General features: G+C 42.9%; 17 protein-coding genes and 1 pseudogene. 7 read left to right on the top strand and 11 right to left on the bottom strand.

Annotated elements, in window-relative coordinates:
- Positions 1–82: 82 nt before the first annotated feature.
- Both MTBPR1_RS14495 and MTBPR1_RS18480 read right to left on the bottom strand, forming a co-directional pair.
- Positions 83–856, bottom strand: coding sequence for a phage integrase (locus MTBPR1_RS14495; protein WP_126465267.1), 774 nt, complete (start codon positions 854–856; stop codon positions 83–85).
- 12 nt (positions 857–868) lie between these two features.
- A pseudogene (locus MTBPR1_RS18480) lies at positions 869–1,033 on the bottom strand (DUF6538 domain-containing protein); the annotation flags it as partial.
- 403 nt (positions 1,034–1,436) lie between these two features.
- On the opposite strand from MTBPR1_RS18480, the gene MTBPR1_RS14490 reads away from it, so the two are divergent.
- On the top strand, positions 1,437–2,150 hold the full coding sequence (locus MTBPR1_RS14490) for a hypothetical protein (protein WP_126465265.1): 714 nt from the start codon (positions 1,437–1,439) through the stop codon (positions 2,148–2,150).
- Positions 2,151–2,241: 91 nt separating this feature from the next.
- Here the strand turns inward: MTBPR1_RS14490 and MTBPR1_RS14485 are convergent, their stop codons facing one another.
- A complete protein-coding gene (locus tag MTBPR1_RS14485) occupies positions 2,242–3,150 on the bottom strand; it encodes a hypothetical protein (RefSeq protein WP_126465263.1) in 909 nt (302 codons plus the stop codon).
- 205 nt (positions 3,151–3,355) lie between these two features.
- Here MTBPR1_RS14485 and MTBPR1_RS14480 point away from each other — a divergent pair, with 205 nt between their 5' ends.
- The 3 genes from MTBPR1_RS14480 to MTBPR1_RS14470 all read left to right on the top strand — a co-directional run bounded on the left by MTBPR1_RS14480 (position 3,356) and on the right by MTBPR1_RS14470 (position 5,731).
- On the top strand, positions 3,356–4,093 hold the full coding sequence (locus MTBPR1_RS14480) for a substrate-binding periplasmic protein (protein WP_069189726.1): 738 nt from the start codon (positions 3,356–3,358) through the stop codon (positions 4,091–4,093).
- A gap of 177 nt (positions 4,094–4,270) precedes the next feature.
- A complete protein-coding gene (locus MTBPR1_RS14475; protein ID WP_165602683.1) occupies positions 4,271–5,056 on the top strand; it encodes a substrate-binding periplasmic protein in 786 nt (261 codons plus the stop codon).
- A gap of 228 nt (positions 5,057–5,284) precedes the next feature.
- Entirely contained in the window at positions 5,285–5,731 is a 447-nt protein-coding gene (locus tag MTBPR1_RS14470) for a cupredoxin domain-containing protein (protein ID WP_069189724.1), read from the top strand.
- Between the two features lie 54 nt (positions 5,732–5,785).
- Here the strand turns inward: MTBPR1_RS14470 and MTBPR1_RS14465 are convergent, their stop codons facing one another.
- On the bottom strand, positions 5,786–6,208 hold the full coding sequence (locus MTBPR1_RS14465) for a hypothetical protein (RefSeq protein WP_069189723.1): 423 nt from the start codon (positions 6,206–6,208) through the stop codon (positions 5,786–5,788).
- A 336-nt stretch (positions 6,209–6,544) separates the two neighbouring features.
- Between MTBPR1_RS14465 and MTBPR1_RS14460 the strand changes: the two genes are divergently transcribed.
- Together MTBPR1_RS14460 and MTBPR1_RS14455 are read left to right on the top strand one after the other, a co-directional pair.
- A complete protein-coding gene (locus MTBPR1_RS14460; protein WP_069189722.1) occupies positions 6,545–6,754 on the top strand; it encodes a cold-shock protein in 210 nt (69 codons plus the stop codon).
- Positions 6,755–6,824: 70 nt separating this feature from the next.
- Positions 6,825–7,028, top strand: a complete 204-nt coding sequence (locus MTBPR1_RS14455; protein WP_126465261.1) for a hypothetical protein — start codon at positions 6,825–6,827, stop codon at positions 7,026–7,028.
- Between the two features lie 24 nt (positions 7,029–7,052).
- On the opposite strand, the gene MTBPR1_RS14450 is transcribed toward MTBPR1_RS14455, so the two are convergent.
- The gene (locus MTBPR1_RS14450) at positions 7,053–8,660 is read right to left on the bottom strand and encodes a sensor histidine kinase (RefSeq protein ID WP_069189720.1); all 1,608 of its coding nucleotides are present in this window, start codon (positions 8,658–8,660) and stop codon (positions 7,053–7,055) included.
- Positions 8,661–8,685: 25 nt separating this feature from the next.
- The gene (locus MTBPR1_RS14445; protein WP_069189719.1) at positions 8,686–9,504 is read right to left on the bottom strand and encodes a phosphate/phosphite/phosphonate ABC transporter substrate-binding protein; all 819 of its coding nucleotides are present in this window, start codon (positions 9,502–9,504) and stop codon (positions 8,686–8,688) included.
- A gap of 252 nt (positions 9,505–9,756) precedes the next feature.
- Here MTBPR1_RS14445 and MTBPR1_RS14440 point away from each other — a divergent pair, with 252 nt between their 5' ends.
- On the top strand, positions 9,757–10,161 hold the full coding sequence (locus tag MTBPR1_RS14440) for a bacteriohemerythrin (RefSeq protein ID WP_069189718.1): 405 nt from the start codon (positions 9,757–9,759) through the stop codon (positions 10,159–10,161).
- A gap of 46 nt (positions 10,162–10,207) precedes the next feature.
- Here MTBPR1_RS14440 and MTBPR1_RS18020 read toward each other — a convergent pair whose 3' ends face one another.
- The 5 genes from MTBPR1_RS18020 to MTBPR1_RS14420 form a co-directional block, all read right to left on the bottom strand.
- Complete coding sequence (locus tag MTBPR1_RS18020; protein ID WP_126465259.1) at positions 10,208–10,546, bottom strand: hypothetical protein; 339 nt, start codon at positions 10,544–10,546, stop codon at positions 10,208–10,210.
- Positions 10,547–10,679: 133 nt separating this feature from the next.
- Entirely contained in the window at positions 10,680–11,195 is a 516-nt protein-coding gene (locus tag MTBPR1_RS14435) for a KdsC family phosphatase (RefSeq protein WP_205631251.1), read from the bottom strand.
- Between the two features lie 41 nt (positions 11,196–11,236).
- Positions 11,237–14,707: a sensor domain-containing protein gene (locus tag MTBPR1_RS14430; RefSeq protein WP_069189716.1), complete on the bottom strand. Its 3,471-nt coding sequence runs from the start codon at positions 14,705–14,707 to the stop codon at positions 11,237–11,239.
- A 132-nt stretch (positions 14,708–14,839) separates the two neighbouring features.
- Positions 14,840–15,280, bottom strand: coding sequence for an Rrf2 family transcriptional regulator (locus MTBPR1_RS14425; RefSeq protein WP_069189715.1), 441 nt, complete (start codon positions 15,278–15,280; stop codon positions 14,840–14,842).
- Positions 15,281–15,291: 11 nt separating this feature from the next.
- On the bottom strand, positions 15,292–15,768 hold the full coding sequence (locus tag MTBPR1_RS14420; RefSeq protein WP_069189714.1) for a GNAT family N-acetyltransferase: 477 nt from the start codon (positions 15,766–15,768) through the stop codon (positions 15,292–15,294).
- Between the last annotated feature and the right edge of the window lie 194 nt (positions 15,769–15,962).

The following is a 15,962-nucleotide window of genomic DNA, read 5'->3' as shown; positions in this document are numbered from 1 at the left end:
ACCCAAATGTACTACCAACGGCGTTTCGCATAGTCAATACTTATCAGTAACTTATTGATATTTATTGCAAAGTGAATAAGGTTCAGAAACAGTCATCTCTTGGGGCTAAACCCTTAAGAGGGTTATCGATACTTGTATAACCTTCTCTCTTTGCCCAGTTATACATCGCCGCGACAACCTTGAAACGTTGACCAATAGTGCTGCTTTTCAAACCCATATCATCAAGTGCATCACGATAATCTCGTATCATATTTCGAGTTACATTATCGGCTGGAATATCACCAACCATTTCAATGAACTTGTTAAGCTTAGGGACATTATTTCTCTTTGAAATCGGTTGCCATTTACCATCTCGAATTTGAGCTTCAATGAACTTCCCTGACAACTCGGAAAGCTTGATTTGTGATTGTCCACTATCAGAATTTCGACCAGAGCTTCCATAGCCAAGGACCTCAGCAAATAAAGGGTCGATATTCCCAACAGTGTAATCACCTAAGCGCCTAGCCTTGATAATGCGATAAAACTCACTGACAGCTCTTAGCATCACGCGTGACAATATCTTATCTTCATCAGATTTGTCATCTACTTGGAAATCTTCAGATGCCAAAACCTCTTTCACCAATGATTTAGAATACCTAATGTCATTTCGAGACAATGCTTCCTTGGTTTCCGATTGATAAAGTTTTATTTGTTCAACATCCACATCAACAGGGTCGTCATCAGGCTCACATTCAGCATACGCAGCTTGACTTACTGGTAAATGAAGGCGCACTTCTTCGTCTTGCTCAAGAGCCTCTTTAAGCCATTTGCAAGCGATTCCATTTATCTGTTCAGATGTAATTTTTTTATCAGTCATAGCGAGGTTATAGACTTTCTCAGAAGCGATTACCAGCCTAGCTGCTCTCGTGTTTGCAACCTGACGGTCTGAAGTATTGAGAGACCTCACCAACTCCCATTTTCCCAATTTACTGGCTACTGAATGAGGAAGTTTTCTCCTCCAGTGGTAAACACCACCCCTTCGTCTTAAGTGCATGATTTGCAGTCCTTAGTGGACCAATCCGGTGGACCACCTCAACAAATTAATTTCATGCAAACGATATTTTCTTTATTCCCCATAAGGTCTTAGGTCTTGAAAACCTAGGATTCCAAAATGTATTATTCTTCATAAGAAACAGTACAGAACTCCTTGGCTTCCTACCTCGGCTCAGCAGCCGTGTGTAACAGTCAAGAAGATCAAGCGATCAAGAAAACCCCATCAGTTCATTCTGGTGGGGTTTTTCTTTGTTAGTCTGTCCGTACAAACAAGTGATTTTTAACTATAAATTCCTGAAAGCCTATTCATATACGATAAGATATCAACTTCCTCCAGCCACTTCTCAGTTTCAATAATCCCATCTTGTGTTACCATACATATGAGGTCTACGACGATGGTATGCATGATAAGACGAACACTTTGGATAGCTTTGATTGGTGTGTTCAGTTTGGGAATCACATCAACAGAGGCTTGTCCAAAAAAGATTGTCGCCGTGATGGGGGATGATATTGCCCGTCATGCACTTCCTATACTCATCAACATCTACGACAGCATTGGATGTTCAACTGAGTTTGACTTCCTTCCCGGTCGGCGAGGCATTCTTGAATTCAACCAAGGCAGGATTGATGGAGAGTTATACCGAAACCCAATTGCTGAGCAATTCTATTCCCGCGCCTTCACACGTTCATCCAAACCTTTCGTGACAGTTGAACAAGGTATTTTCCTAAATCCCAAGTATAATGATTATACAAGCGTGCCTATTGGGTACATCAGCGGTATCAAATGGCATGACCTTTTTGTTCTTAACACACTGGCAAACACAAAACGCTTAGTTCGCTTTAATCAAAAATCAAAACTGATGGATGCATATGAACAAGGTCGTATCAAAGGTTTCTTATCCTCAACCCTTTCGGTCAAGCTCTATAACGATGAAGTCGGCTTCAAACACGCGCCCCAGCTCTCCCTTGCCATAGGAACAGTCAACCTATACCACTACCTTGCAAAAGAACATGCTACCATCATGGAAAAGATTGACCAATATGTATCCTCACACAAACCATTCACTCAATTGAACTCAAAGGTTTATGCCAAAGACCGTATACCTTCGACTAATTGATCGACATTTCACAGACAGCTATTAAAATCGAAATAGCATGAGCGATAATTGGGCGAAGACGCGGGCAATCCCCATTACAGCTGACTAATCCTTATTCTTCTAAAAGCCGCTTAAAAGGGTTATAGATATATTGCTCATAGCTCCTATCAATTCCTTTAAGAAACGGGTTTGATATGCGAATGTTTTTTCGGGTTTCAAGCTTGGTAAATGCAAGACTGGGTCCGTAGTATTTCTTCCAGAGTTTAAGGACTTTCCCTGTATTAAATGCTTTTATCAATCCCTCATAAAGCCGTTCAGCCGCTTTTTCATTACCTTTGCTCGTCAGATAAAAACGCGGTAGCGGATAGTAGAGGATTATGTTTTTGTCCAAAACCAGCCCTTTAATATGCTGGCGGTCCTTCCACTCTTGCAAAACTTCATTTGCGCCACGCCAATAAACATCAGCCCGGCCTTTTGCGACAATCTTGAACATGCTTTCATAGGAATTTGAGGTTTCCACATTAAACCCATAATGCCTTAATATATCGGTATCTAACCAGCCAATCCCTTGCACCATCCTTAATGGCGTTAGGTCATCTTGGGCATTAACAGACTTTAACTTCAACTCCCCTTCACGCGAAGTAAATGCAAGGCGATATCCAACAATTCCAAGGTCCACGGGAAAAGGAACAGGGACAAATTCTTCTAAGTTTTCTTTACTAACAGACTGGCGCACAAAATAATTCTCGTATTTTCCAATACGTAAATCCTGAATTGAGCGTTTCATATTTGCGGGGGTTTCAGTTCTTTTTAAAAGGTAAGAGCCATGGGTTTCAACGGTCTCATCCAATGCTAATTTCATAAGCTCATGGACATAATCCTGACGCCTGTCATTCAAGCTTTCCCCCATGCGAGAGGTGAAAACGGTTTGCGCAGATGCGTTCAGATTACCAAGCAACATGCAAAGAATGAACAATAATATTTTCAATGAAACCCTCCTTCCATACTGTGGATTATACAATAATTTCGCCCTCAAATCTATGTCTACAAAGACACCGGCAAAGGGACCACTATTGATTTAGAATCGCCATTTCCCCCCACGGAGCCTCCGTGTTTTGTTTATAATACGTGAAGAAGCAAAGAGGACGTTGAAATGATATGCAAACACTGATCTTTTGTTTTTCTGCACCTATGTGTATAGTTCAGTAGACATGAGCGAGTAACAAATGAAAAAAGTTGCCTTATTACTTCTTTTCTTGGTTGTCCTACCTTTTTCAGCCAAAGCCACTGAAACATGGATCATACCTGTTCCTGATCAGATGCGTCCTCCCTTTAGTTATCATGGGAATAATGGCTATGAAGGTATATACATCGATTTAATGCGTGAAATTGCAAATAGGATTGGGGTTCGCTTGAAAGAGAAATCTTATCCTATCGTTCGGCGGCGCGAATTATTTATCCGTGGCGAGATTGTCATTACCTGTTGTGTAAACCCTGTCTGGCGTTCCAAACCAGAAGAAAACGAAATCCAGTTATTTTCAGACCCTCTGCACTTTGGTCGTGAAATGTTTATATTCGCTCACCAAAAAAAATTCCCAATCCCTAACCCAGAATCACTGCAATCAAAATCGGTTGTCGGTATCAAAGGGTATAATTATTTAGGCGAAGAACATTTTGGCAAGCGTATAGATGTGCGGACCCCTGAGCAAATTGTACGTATTATCGCTGCGGGGCGTGGCGATGTTGGTCTACTCCAATATGAAGTCGCAAACTTTCATGCCAAACAGCAAAAAGTAAAAATTGACTTTGGGCCTGTGCATCACTCATCTCCCATGCAGATTAGATTGCATAAATCTAAAGCGGCTTACTTACCAAAAATCAATAAGGCGATTGCGGATATAAAGAAAGAAGGCGTTTTAGACCTTATTTTTCATAAGTATGAAACTCTTCAATTATCTCAATAGCAGTATTTCTAAAGTATGGATGTAACATATTCATTTACTGGCCCGTAACAGATAAAGTTCAAATCGGCGATAATAGAGCCAAGTGAGGCAATCAACCTTTTTCGAGCTATGATAAAACCGTGATTTCTGCAATAATGATTATATTAGAGAAAGGTTCAACTTGGTAGCGAGATGCAAGTGAAAAAAGAGCTCATCATTCTGGCAACGGTGATATCGTCTATCTTTTCATACTCTGCAAAAGCTGAAGATATTGTTCGCATCTGTCATGGTAGCGGTGGCTATCCTCCTTACCATTTTTATCCCCAAGGCGTAAACGAAGGGAAAATGTCCGGCCTGACAATTGATGTGCTGAAACCGCTATTTGAAGTACTCGATATGCCCTACGACGTTAACCCAATCCCTTGGAAACGCTGCTATAAACATACATTGAGCGGTCAGGGTTTCGACATTATTGCGGACGGGTCTTATAACCTAGAACGCGCGAACCTGTTTTATTATTCCACCCCCCTTTACACTCTTACCCCGACATTATTTACCAAAATAGATGAAACGAAACAGGCTCGTCCAATCACCAAGCCTGAGCAATTGAAGAAATTGCAGCTTTGTGCCAACCGTGGCACCAACCTGATGGGTTACGGGGTGGTAAAAAGTGACATTTCCAACGAGACAAGTTCAATTAGAAACGGTCTGGAAATGTTGGATAAGGGACGCTGCGAGGGCTTTTTATCGCTACAGGAGATTGTTTCTGGGCATTATTACATGGATAAGGGTAATTCTTTACCCTCCGGGATTTCTGCATCACCAATTACCTATGCCAAGGCATGGACGATGCATTTGATAATTTCTCGCCACGCAAAGAATGCAAAAGACCTTACTTTTCGCATCAATCAGGAAATCTTGCGTCTACAACACAACGGCGTGATTGATAAGATTGCCCAGAAATATGCGACAGAAGCACGATAAAGAGAATAAATAATGCTGATTGGAATATCGTATTTTAAAGACCTATTACTGGCCATAAGCGCCAGCTGGACAACTAGAAACCCATCAGTTCAGGCTGGTGGGTTTCTCTTTTTTTAAGCAAAATTTCATAGACTAAAGTACACTCAACTAAGACGATGAAATTCGATAGGATTGGTGCATGTTTTATATAAAGCCAACCAACATGATATCGAACAAGGAGTATACGATATGAAATTGCGCCAGATGATTTTTGCAGCTGCGGCCTGTGCAAGTTTTGCTTTTGGCAATGCCGCTTCAGCGCATGATCTTGGTTTTGCAGGCTTGCTGTCAAAAGGCAATAAAGGTGAAATGCCTGCACTGACTTTGGCTTCTGGTAAGCCTGTGTCAGCTACGGGCTCTATCACCCTTGAATCTGGTAAATACTACGAGATGGAAATTATCGGTGATGGTTCAGCAGAACTTGCTCTAAGCGGTTCAGGTTTCTTTCGTGCCATTTGGGTTGATGAAGTTGTCGTAAACGACCTTGAAATTCGCCCCATCGGCATTGATAGCATTGAATTTGATGATGCTGGTGAAATGGAAATTGGCTTTATTGCCATCAAGCCAGGCACCTATCGCTTGTCTATTCCGGGCTCTCGCGGCGAAACACAAGGCGTTAACATTACAATCAAGTAAGCGATAAGGGGAGGTGTGCTGATAACAGGCCTCCCTATTCATTGATGATTGAAACTATGCGCGAAGATTACCACAGCTTTTAGGTAAAAGAAGGCAAAGGCAGAAGTCACATTTCTCATCGAGATAGTGTTTAACTGCATTTAATCGGATCAATAAGGAGTACAGGGTCTCTTTAATCATTTTTGACTCACAGCCATGTTCGATAGACCATTGCAGCTCTGAAAGGTCCTGCAAAAGAGACCATTGATATTTTTCCAACGCATCAAAATGTTCACAGTTCTTTGCGCGTAGAAGACGCTCAATGCCATTAAAATATTTGATCGTATAATCACTCAGTTCACAGAATAATTCTGTTCTCAAGTCTACACTGGCAAGAACTTCAGGAGATTTTTGGCAAAGCTTTAGGTCATCTATAATGACCTTATATATAAAGTCCTGCCCCTGATCATTTTTATCTATGTAATAACTAGATGCCATAAGCCCATAGCCCTTCGTATCTCCAACCTGTAGGGCTTATAGGTTATTGTTTGTTTTCAGACTGTCCCCAAATGGGAACACAAAGGAAAATAACCTTCATTAGAATTTGCTCTTCAAGCTGACGAATTTAATCATTTGCAATTTTTTCAGATTTTCTTGACTTTATAAAAAAAATAAGGCATATAACGCCTTCAATCTTTCGCACAGTTATGCGATTCAGTTATTCTCGGTTTTGCCGTAATTTTTCGTTTCTCAGTACATTGTGATTTAAAGTTGAACGTTTCACCACACGTTGTGGGATGCGTATATTCACATTCCAATTCAAAGGATAATGTAATGGCTATTGGAAATGTAAAATGGTTTAACCCGACTAAAGGTTTTGGTTTTATTGAGCCTGAAGATGGCGGACAAGATGCGTTCGTTCACATCTCGGCTGTAGAACGCGCTGGTCTTTCCAGCTTAAATGAAGGCCAAAAAGTTGAATACGAACTGGAAACAGGTCGTAACGGTAAGTCCTCTGCGACTAACCTGACAGTTATTGGCTAAAGTGATTTAAGCTGCCCCTTGGCATTTGGCTGGGGGCAGCTTTTTTCCTCTCTTTTGCTCTAAAGGATACATGATGACAAACCTGAAACTATCACGAGCAGAAGAACTTGCCCGCATAAGCCAAGAAGAAAGCCAGAGCTTTCTCGAAGAAAAACTCAGCGCTGGAAGTGAGCGCTCCTCCCAGATTGCGAATCTAAAAGCTTTGCGCCTTCAAAAAGAAGAAAAACAAAGAAAAGCCGCACGCAAACTCGCAAGAGCCGTTCAAAATAAATAAACCCTATTTATTGATGACTGCAGCTTAGCTGATTGGAAGGCGAACCATAAACGAGGTTCCTTGGCCTTCCTCACTCTCAAAGCTAATCACCCCGCCATGCTTGTTCTGAACAATGTCAAAAGCAATGGCGAGTCCTTGACCTGTACCTTGACCCACGTCCTTGGTGGTGAAAAAGGGGTCAAACACACGCTGTTTGATTTTATGGGGAATGCCCCCGCCAGTATCATTTACCAAGACCTCAACCCAACCATCTTGATGTTTCGTGGCAATCTGAATTTTCCCAACCCCATCTTGGTTATCTTTTTCCAACGCGCCAATTGCGTGCGCTGCATTGACGATAAGGTTGAGAAAGACTTGTTTAAGCTCACCGGGATAACAGCTTACTTTGGGCAAATCAGCCGCAAAGTCATGCTCAAGCTCAGCCACATATTTCCACTCATTTTTAGAGACTGAAATCGTTGTTTCAAGCAGCTCATGTAAATCAACATGACTTTTCTCAACACTCCCGGGATGTGAGAAATCTTTCATGGTTCGTACAATCCGGCTGACTTCACCAACCCCCTCAACAGACTGTTTAATGGCATCTTCGATCTCCTCGATGAGAAAATCCATTTCAATACTCTCGGTGAATTTCTCAATCTCATCAACAGAATGAACCAGAACACCATTTTTGCGCGCCTCAACACAGAGTTCGCGACAAAGTGAGACCATCTGGATCATGTTCTGCGAGGCATCCCTTAAAAAGATGAGATTATCCCCGATATATTGCGTCGGTGTATTAATCTCATGGGCAATACCGCCAGAAAGCGTTCCCAAGGCCTCCATTTTTGAAGCTTGGATCAGGCGTGCCTGCGCCAGTTGCAGGTCATTTTCCGCCATGAGGCGTTTTTCGTCCAACCCGGTATTGGCCTGCTTAAGCCCATGCACAAGGCTGTTAACCTTTGAAGACATGTCATTAAAGGCCCGTGCAGTTGCCGCAAGCTCATCACCGCCTTCATCATTGATCCTGAAATCAAAGTCGCCTTGCGCAATCTTTTTAGAGCCTTTTTGCAAGTCAATCAGACGACGCACCAAAAAAGTGCCAAGCAAAAAGGAAACGATGGCAGAAAAGACAATCTCACCCACACCAGTTAAAATCACCTTAAGCTGGATTTGCGTGATGGTTGAACCTAAAAGGTCGGTTGAAAGGCCGATTTCAACACGCCCATAAACTTCACCATCTTCTGAAATTGTGGCAAAGGTATCAAAAACATTATCATCCACCCCACCTAAATTGGTATCGGCCACGAAAGAGCGTTTTAAAAGCTCTTGATCATGAGCATGTTCAACCAGCACATCTGAGGTATCAATCACACGGGCGTATCTGATATCGTTGTTGGTCATCACCTCTTCGACAAAGCTTTCTAATGAGGCAATGTCGGTTGCCAGAACGGCATTGGTCGTGGTTTTGGCAAAAATTTGCGCTGTTGTTTGTGCCCGTTTAAAAAACTGCTCTTCCAGATTATTTTGCATCACGCTCACAACAATAATGGCGAACATGATGTTAAACAGTCCTTCAACACTCGCAATAAAGACAATAGCCTTCCATCGAAAAGACAGATGGCTGATTTTTTTACGAATGTTGGTTAACATATATAAGGTTCTTTCTTTTTCTTATTTATCTTGGAAGCTCTGTAAAACCAAGGCCGCGTACATCATCCCAGTCTTTATTCACCGCTGCCTCAGCCCCTTTTTTAAAACCGATAGCCATCAAAAGCTTACGAGCTGAGGGGGCGTTAAACATTTCAACAAATGCTTTTTGAATTTTGCTCACAACCTCTTGAGGGATGCGAGGGTGTGAAGCAAAAGCATGAGGCGTATAGCCTTTGGTCGTCCAAAGAACGCGCAGCTGTTTACCTATTTCTGGTTTAACAGTCCCAAAGGTACGTTGAATGCCGCCCCCTGCCACATAAAGACCTTTTGCCACACCATGATAAACTGAATCATGACTACCAACATATTTAGGGATAAAGCTCACCCCTGCCCCTGATAATGACCCGCGGGGCAACACACTGGCTGCAAAGGCGGCGGGTGCGGGAAAGGCCAATGTATTACCAGATAATTCCTCAAGCTCTTTAAGCGTTGCATCCTTGCGCACCACCAAAATGCCCTTAATCATTTTGCCTTTTTGCTTGGCAAAGGCACGATAGCCGGGCTCTTTTGCAAAAACAGTATAATGAATGGGATTCATATAGGAGAAATCATAGTCCCCATTACGCACACGTTTTTCAAACTCGGGAATTTTTGAGGCTGTGCGAAATTTGAGTTTATAGCCTGTTTCCTCACTGAGATAGCGCAGGATCGGCCCCCATTTTTGTACCAACACTTTTGCAGACTGCTGAGGAACAAAACCAAATGTGAAAGTCTGGGTTTCTGCCTGCGCCGCCTGAATTTGAAGCCCGACGAGAAACACCATTGAACATATTATCTTCTTCATTGCACAGTTCCTCACAAATTTCCGCAAAATGAAAAGCAGTCTAATTGATTTCCATTATGACTTGCATTTTCACTAAATGAAAATCAATTTACCTAAGTCTTTGATATAAAACTATCCCCATATGAGAACAAATCCGGTTTTGCTCATATGCAAAGAGATAAGAAAAAGTACGATTGTATAAGGGGTTCCTACGGATATTTCTTTGCCCACATCACTGTTACTATGATCTTGGAACTACGTTGGGGAAATATCATGAGTACTTTAACTTGGAGAAACGCAAGCCACCGCACGGGTCATGAGAAAATAGACGCCAAAAATAAAAGAATCGTCAGTCTCTACAATCAACTACAAACCATCTCTTGCGAACAAAATTATGATGAGATCGTCATGGATGTTTTAGGTGAGCTTGTTGAATATACAGACCATCTTGCTATAGAAGAAAAAATCCTAGAAGAAAACGGTTATACAAAGCTAGATGAGCATAAAAGAAAACATTCCGCTTTTCTTGAGGAGCTCTGCAGTCTCTGTGAATCCTATGAAGACCGCCATCCGCAGCTTCTTGTAAAACTCACATCTTTACTGGAAATCTGGTGGGAACATCACATCATTGAAGATGTTGTCAAAAACAAACACTTTATTGCGACAACCACGCATTAAATAAAAAGGGGAGATCATACATATCTCCCCTAAAATAACGTGTTCTTTAAATTGCCCGTGAAAGCCTATAAACAATAGGCAAGCACCATGTGCGCCTTAATAATACACCAAGTATCCCCAGCAGGGATAAGGCAACGACGGGTACGAAAACCATCAAAAACAATGATTTGCCAACTCCGGGTATAAACAACAATGGCGTTGCAAAAAGCTCCAGCCCCCAAAGGACCAATCCTTGGCGAGCATGAAGCAAAATATACTGGTCATCATCACTGATGCTTAAAGGAATAAAGCAAAGTGTTCCCAAATAGGCCAGCACACTGAGAAACTGAGACCGAACATGTCTCTTTTTACATGGTTTGATATGGCGTGTTTGCGCAGGTGTCATGATCTTTACCGAAATTCTATATGAACCGTAGCTTGTTGATATAATGCCATACTATAGCACTCAGAGATTACGATACAAGTATTTTTAAACCATTATAATCTATAATTTTAATACCTGTATTTCTGTAGGGTTATTATGAGTTCACCTTGACCAAAAGGTCACAGACTTCGCGCACTGCCCCTTGCCCACCACATTTTTGTGTAATGTAAATGGTCTGTTCTTTGACCTCTTCCACCGCATCTGCAACGGTGATAGGGGTTCCGATCTTTTCCATGATGACAATATCATTTAAATCATCGCCCATATGGGCAACATTATCCAAGCTGATTTCAAGCTCATCACAAATCTTTTGCAAAATTTCGATCTTGTTTTTCGCCCCGGTATAAACATGGGGGATACCTAGGCGCTTGCCGCGTTCTTGAATGGCATTGGTTGTGCTCGCACTGATGATACAAAGCTCAACACCGGCTTCACGGGCCTTTTTCATCCCCATACCATCTTTAACATTGAACTTGCGCAGCTCATCGCCGGTTTCCGTATAATAAAGGCCACCATCGGTGAGGATTCCATCCACATCGAGGCTAAGCAACTTCACGCTTTTTAGTTTTTCTTTAAAATCACGCGGAGAGAGTTTTTCACGAATAGACACGCTAGACATTCCTTACACAAGTGTGGATCAACCAAGGCACTCTACAATGTTGCGCCTTCCTGTAAAAGCTTTTCAAACTCATCAGCAGGTACAGGCTTGCTAAAGTAATAGCCTTGAATGTAATCGCAACCATTTTCACGTAAAAATTCCAGCTGGGTGTCATTCTCAACTCCCTCGCCCACAATCTTTAAATTCATGCTTTTGCCAATGGCGATCACTGCTTTTGCCAATTTTTCCGACGTATCATCCTCGCCCTCCTTAATATTCATAATGAACGAGCGATCAATTTTCATAATATCCAGCGGAAAACGATGTAAGTAGCTTAAAGAAGAATAACCCGTGCCAAAATCATCCACACTCAGCTTCACGCCTTTTTTTGATAACACTGCTAAAGATTCCACCATTGAGCTTTGACTAGAGGCAATAAAACTTTCGGTGATTTCAATCTCCAACATTTTCGGGTCAGCCTGTTCTTCCTCCATTATCGCCATCAGGTCAGCGGCCAGATCAGGCTTGGAGAACTGCCGCCCAGACAGGTTGACGGCCACATTCGTGATGCTAAGGCCCATGTCCTTCCATTTTTTCATTTGCGCACAGGCTGTTCTAAAAACCCATTCCCCAATGGGCACAATCAATCCAGTTTCTTCAGCAACAGGAATAAACTTGTCCGGCCCGATAATCCCCAGCTCAGGGTCAACCCAGCGGATCAGCGCTTCCGCCCCTGTAATCTCGCCTGTTTCAGCAATGACTTTGGGTTGGTAATAAAGGGTGAATTCTTCTGCCTCAATGGCGCGGCGCAGCTTATTTTCAAGCATCAAGCGTTCTTTAACCCGCACATTCATATCTTCGGTAAAAAACATGAAAATCCCGCGCTCAGTCTCTTTGGCATGATAAAGGGCGGCGTCGGCTTTTCGAATGAGCTCTGAATACTCCGTGGCATCATCGGGATAAATGGCAATACCGCAACTTGCCGAGATGGTGATCTCTTCAGGCAGTTCCGGTAATTTGAAGGGTTCTTTTACCCTTGATAAAAGATGTGTCACCGCACGGCTTACAGTGTCTTCTTCACCCGTACCGACCAACAATAAAATAAATTCATCACTGCCGATACGCGCGATTGTATCCACAGATCGCATGGCCCCATCAAGACGCTGGGCAATTTCTTTTAAGATCATATCGCCATAATCATGACCTAGGCTTTCATTGAAGAATTTGAAATTATCAACATCCAGATACACAAAGGCAAAAGGCTTATCTTCACGGGTTGCCTGGGCGCAAGCCTGGTGAAAGCGATCTTCAAGTAATTGGCGATTGGGCAGACCGGTTAATTTATCATAACTGGCTTGATAGCGGAGCTCTTCCTGACTTTGGCGATATTTGGTGATATCGCTGAAAACAGCCACATATTCTTCAATTGCACCCTCATCATCTTGAAGGGCTGTAATGGTCAACCATTCCAGATAGGTCTCGCCATTTTTACGCCTGTTCCAAATTTCACCTGACCATGTCCCAATCTCATTTATAGTTGTCCACATTTTTTGATAAAAGCTGCGATCATGTTTGCCCGAGCTTAAAAAGGACGGTTTTTTGCCCAAGGTCTCATGGTCAGAATAGCCCGTGATGCTTTTAAAAGCGTTGTTGGTAAAAGTGATTTCGGTTGCCCCATTAGTGACCATCACCCCTTCTGTCACATTATCAAACACCGTTTTTGACAGTCGGCGGTATTTCTCTTCTTCAAGGATTTTTGTTAAATCCTGTATCACCCACATGGTCCCGGCATGATAATTCTTTTCATCAACCGCACGTCCAATTAAATCACCATAAAAGCGCCCGCCTTCATTGCGCCTGAAAACGGTATTAAACTCGACCAGTTCATTATTAAGCAGCTTTGCCCGCGCCCGATTTTCAATATCGCGGTAGCTTTCCACCTCATTATATAAAATTTCTGGTGCACGTCCGGCTAACTTACCCGGCTCATAACCAAACATTTCTTCAAGACGTTGAGAACACCATTGAATGACACCACTGCGCACAAACGCAACGCCTGTGGGCAGATTATCCATCAAGCCTTGTAAATGGAGATTGGCTTTATCCAAACGTTCTTGAACCCGATATTCCTCAGTTACATCACTTGCCACGCAAATCATGCCATCAAAGCCCCCGTTGGGCTGAATAACAGGGGTAAAGCGCATATCAACCCAATGATGATTAATCAGGAAAGTCTCGCGACGCTCCTCACCGCCCAGACATTCACGACAGATATTGATAATCAAAGGATAGTCTTTAAACACGTCAAAGATTGAGTTGCCCTCAACCTGAGCAGCTTTTAACCCTAATGCCTCTAAGCCGCGCCCCTCACCAAGGGTGAACATGCCGTCATAATCCACCGCAAATAAAGCAATGGGCAGGTTATCAACCACATAATGCCAACGCGCCTCATTCATGCGCAAGACATCTTCAACGACCTGTCGTTGGTGTGTTTCATCGGCAAGTTTGCGCCCGTAATCCTCTAGCGAATTACGGCTATACTCACTGGTGTGTTTATGATGGCCCATTAAAGCGACCATCAAACACCAGATCAATGTCGAGGCAACACCAAGCGCCAATGTGATCCAGTGTAAATCCTGATAAAAGCCTATTTGTTTCTTATTAAGCGGCAAAAGAGACAATTCCATATGCATGCCCGCCAATGTAAAGCTATGGCTTTGTGCCGTACTGAATATTTTTTGAATCTTCTCTAAGGTTTGGCTTTCAACAAGGCCGGAATGGTAGAGCAAATATTCATCAAGCTGCGGACTCTTAGTGATCTTCAGGGAGATCAGATTATTCGGGTTGCGCAAACCGTCCCAGCTTTTGCGTATAAGCTTAGCAATATCCAGCCAGCCTAAAAGATAACCTTGAGGGAATTGCTGGGCTTCATTGGATGACCCCAAAAGCTGGAATTGTTGAAAAAACGGCTGCCCAATAACCAGATAAAACTCACCCCGTTTTTCATTATGATCAAACCCAAATACCGCACCTTCTTTTTGCACAGGCCGTGTCGTGTTGAAATGCCATTTCTGCAAATGCGACATAATAAAGCGCCCCGTGCGCTCTTGCTGCCAATCTTCCAACGCGACAATATCTTTAAAAGTCGCTTTTGAGCGCCCAAGCCATGTTGGTGCCCAAGCAAGATAACTAAAGCCATCATCATAACTTAACCCGCCTAATAAAGGCGATAGTTCCTGAAGAGCCTTCGTCACATCCTCGCGTGTCGGCTTTTTTTTCTCTAAATGGAATTGCCCAGACAAAGGCGATAGTATGTTGGCTTTTCGATCTAGCTCACGAGAGAGGGCATGGACATATTCATTTGCATCTTGAAGAAGGCGCTTTTTATTTTGTTCATCTTGAAACTGTAAAACAAAATAACTTGCACTAATGGAAAGGCACAAGCCAACCACGAACACCAAAAATGCCCGCACATATACACTTTTTTTTGATAAACCAAGCGCAGACGGCGTAGAAACCATCATAGCACCTCCCACCTTCTGGTTTAGACAGCCACAAGAGATTTCAAGCGAACAGCCCTAACCTTTCGTATTAGTCTATCTGTTTTTGTCTGATCTCGCACGCCTTTTTTAAAAAAGGCTCATTTGAAAAAATGCTTATACTTCAGCTTCTTCGCGCTCTTGGCGTTCTGTGCGCCAGCGCATGGTCTTTAAAAGCGTCCCAATCGTGACGGAGCCCAGCGTTGCAATGGCAATCTCATCAATCTCAGTCAGCACCAAATTGAGTGCACTACCAATGTCTGTATCAGCCTGTGCATCGCGTGCACGTTCATTCTCGCCACCCACATCTTCAAAAAGATGGATCACATCAAACAAAGTTGTGCGTTTTAAATTACCGGAAAAGCGATAGCCCCCACCTGCCCCGCGCACGGATTCAACAAGGCCCGCGCGCCCAAGGTCACGCAAGACTTTCGCTAGATGGTTGGCAGAGATATTATATTTATCCGCAATATCCGTGGCTGAAAGCTGCACGTTAGGATCGCGTGCCAGTTCAAGCACTGCATAAAGGGCGCAATATGTCGCTTTTTGAAGTTTCATCACACGCTCCCTTAATCCAACGGCATTTCAAGTTCGATGAAAGGGCCACCCATCATGCCTTGGCTTCTAAAGAAGCTGAGGTTGAGGTTGTCTTTACGATGCAACATGGTGCGGACTTGGCCCACACCAGCTTTGCGAAACTGCTCACAAACGGTTTCAAACAAGCGTGTCCCCACTTGCTTTAGGCGCATTTCAGGGTTCACCCCAATGGTATAGACCCAACCACATGGCTCAGACCCAAATTCCCACGCGCGCACTTCACCGATGATAAAGCCTGCAAACTCACCATCAATTTCACAGACATAGAAAAAACCCTCATTTGAATCACCATAGCGATGATAGGTTTCTTCCCAGTAATCTGGTTTATGCTGTCCAGTATTATAGGCATGTAAATCGGTGACGGCTGGCAGGTCTTTCTCATCCGCATCGCGAATGATGAAAGTCACCCCATCTACTTTAGATTCCTTAAGAAATGCCGATTTACCCATCGCCTGAACAGACCCTTCGCCTGTGTAAAAATACTATCTCCATTAAAATACGCATTTCGGTACCACTTTGTAAAGACTCCTCTCAAAAAACTTCTTTTTCCCTTTTTGCGAGAAGTTTTATGTTTATGTGAAAGCCTTCACAGTTTTTTTATGGATTAAAGGTATAAATAGAGACAGACTGTATTTAAGGGCAC

It is taken from the genome of Candidatus Terasakiella magnetica (assembly GCF_900093605.1).
Classification (GTDB): domain Bacteria; phylum Pseudomonadota; class Alphaproteobacteria; order Rhodospirillales; family Terasakiellaceae; genus Terasakiella; species Terasakiella magnetica.
This window is presented reverse-complemented; position numbering and strand designations above follow the sequence as displayed.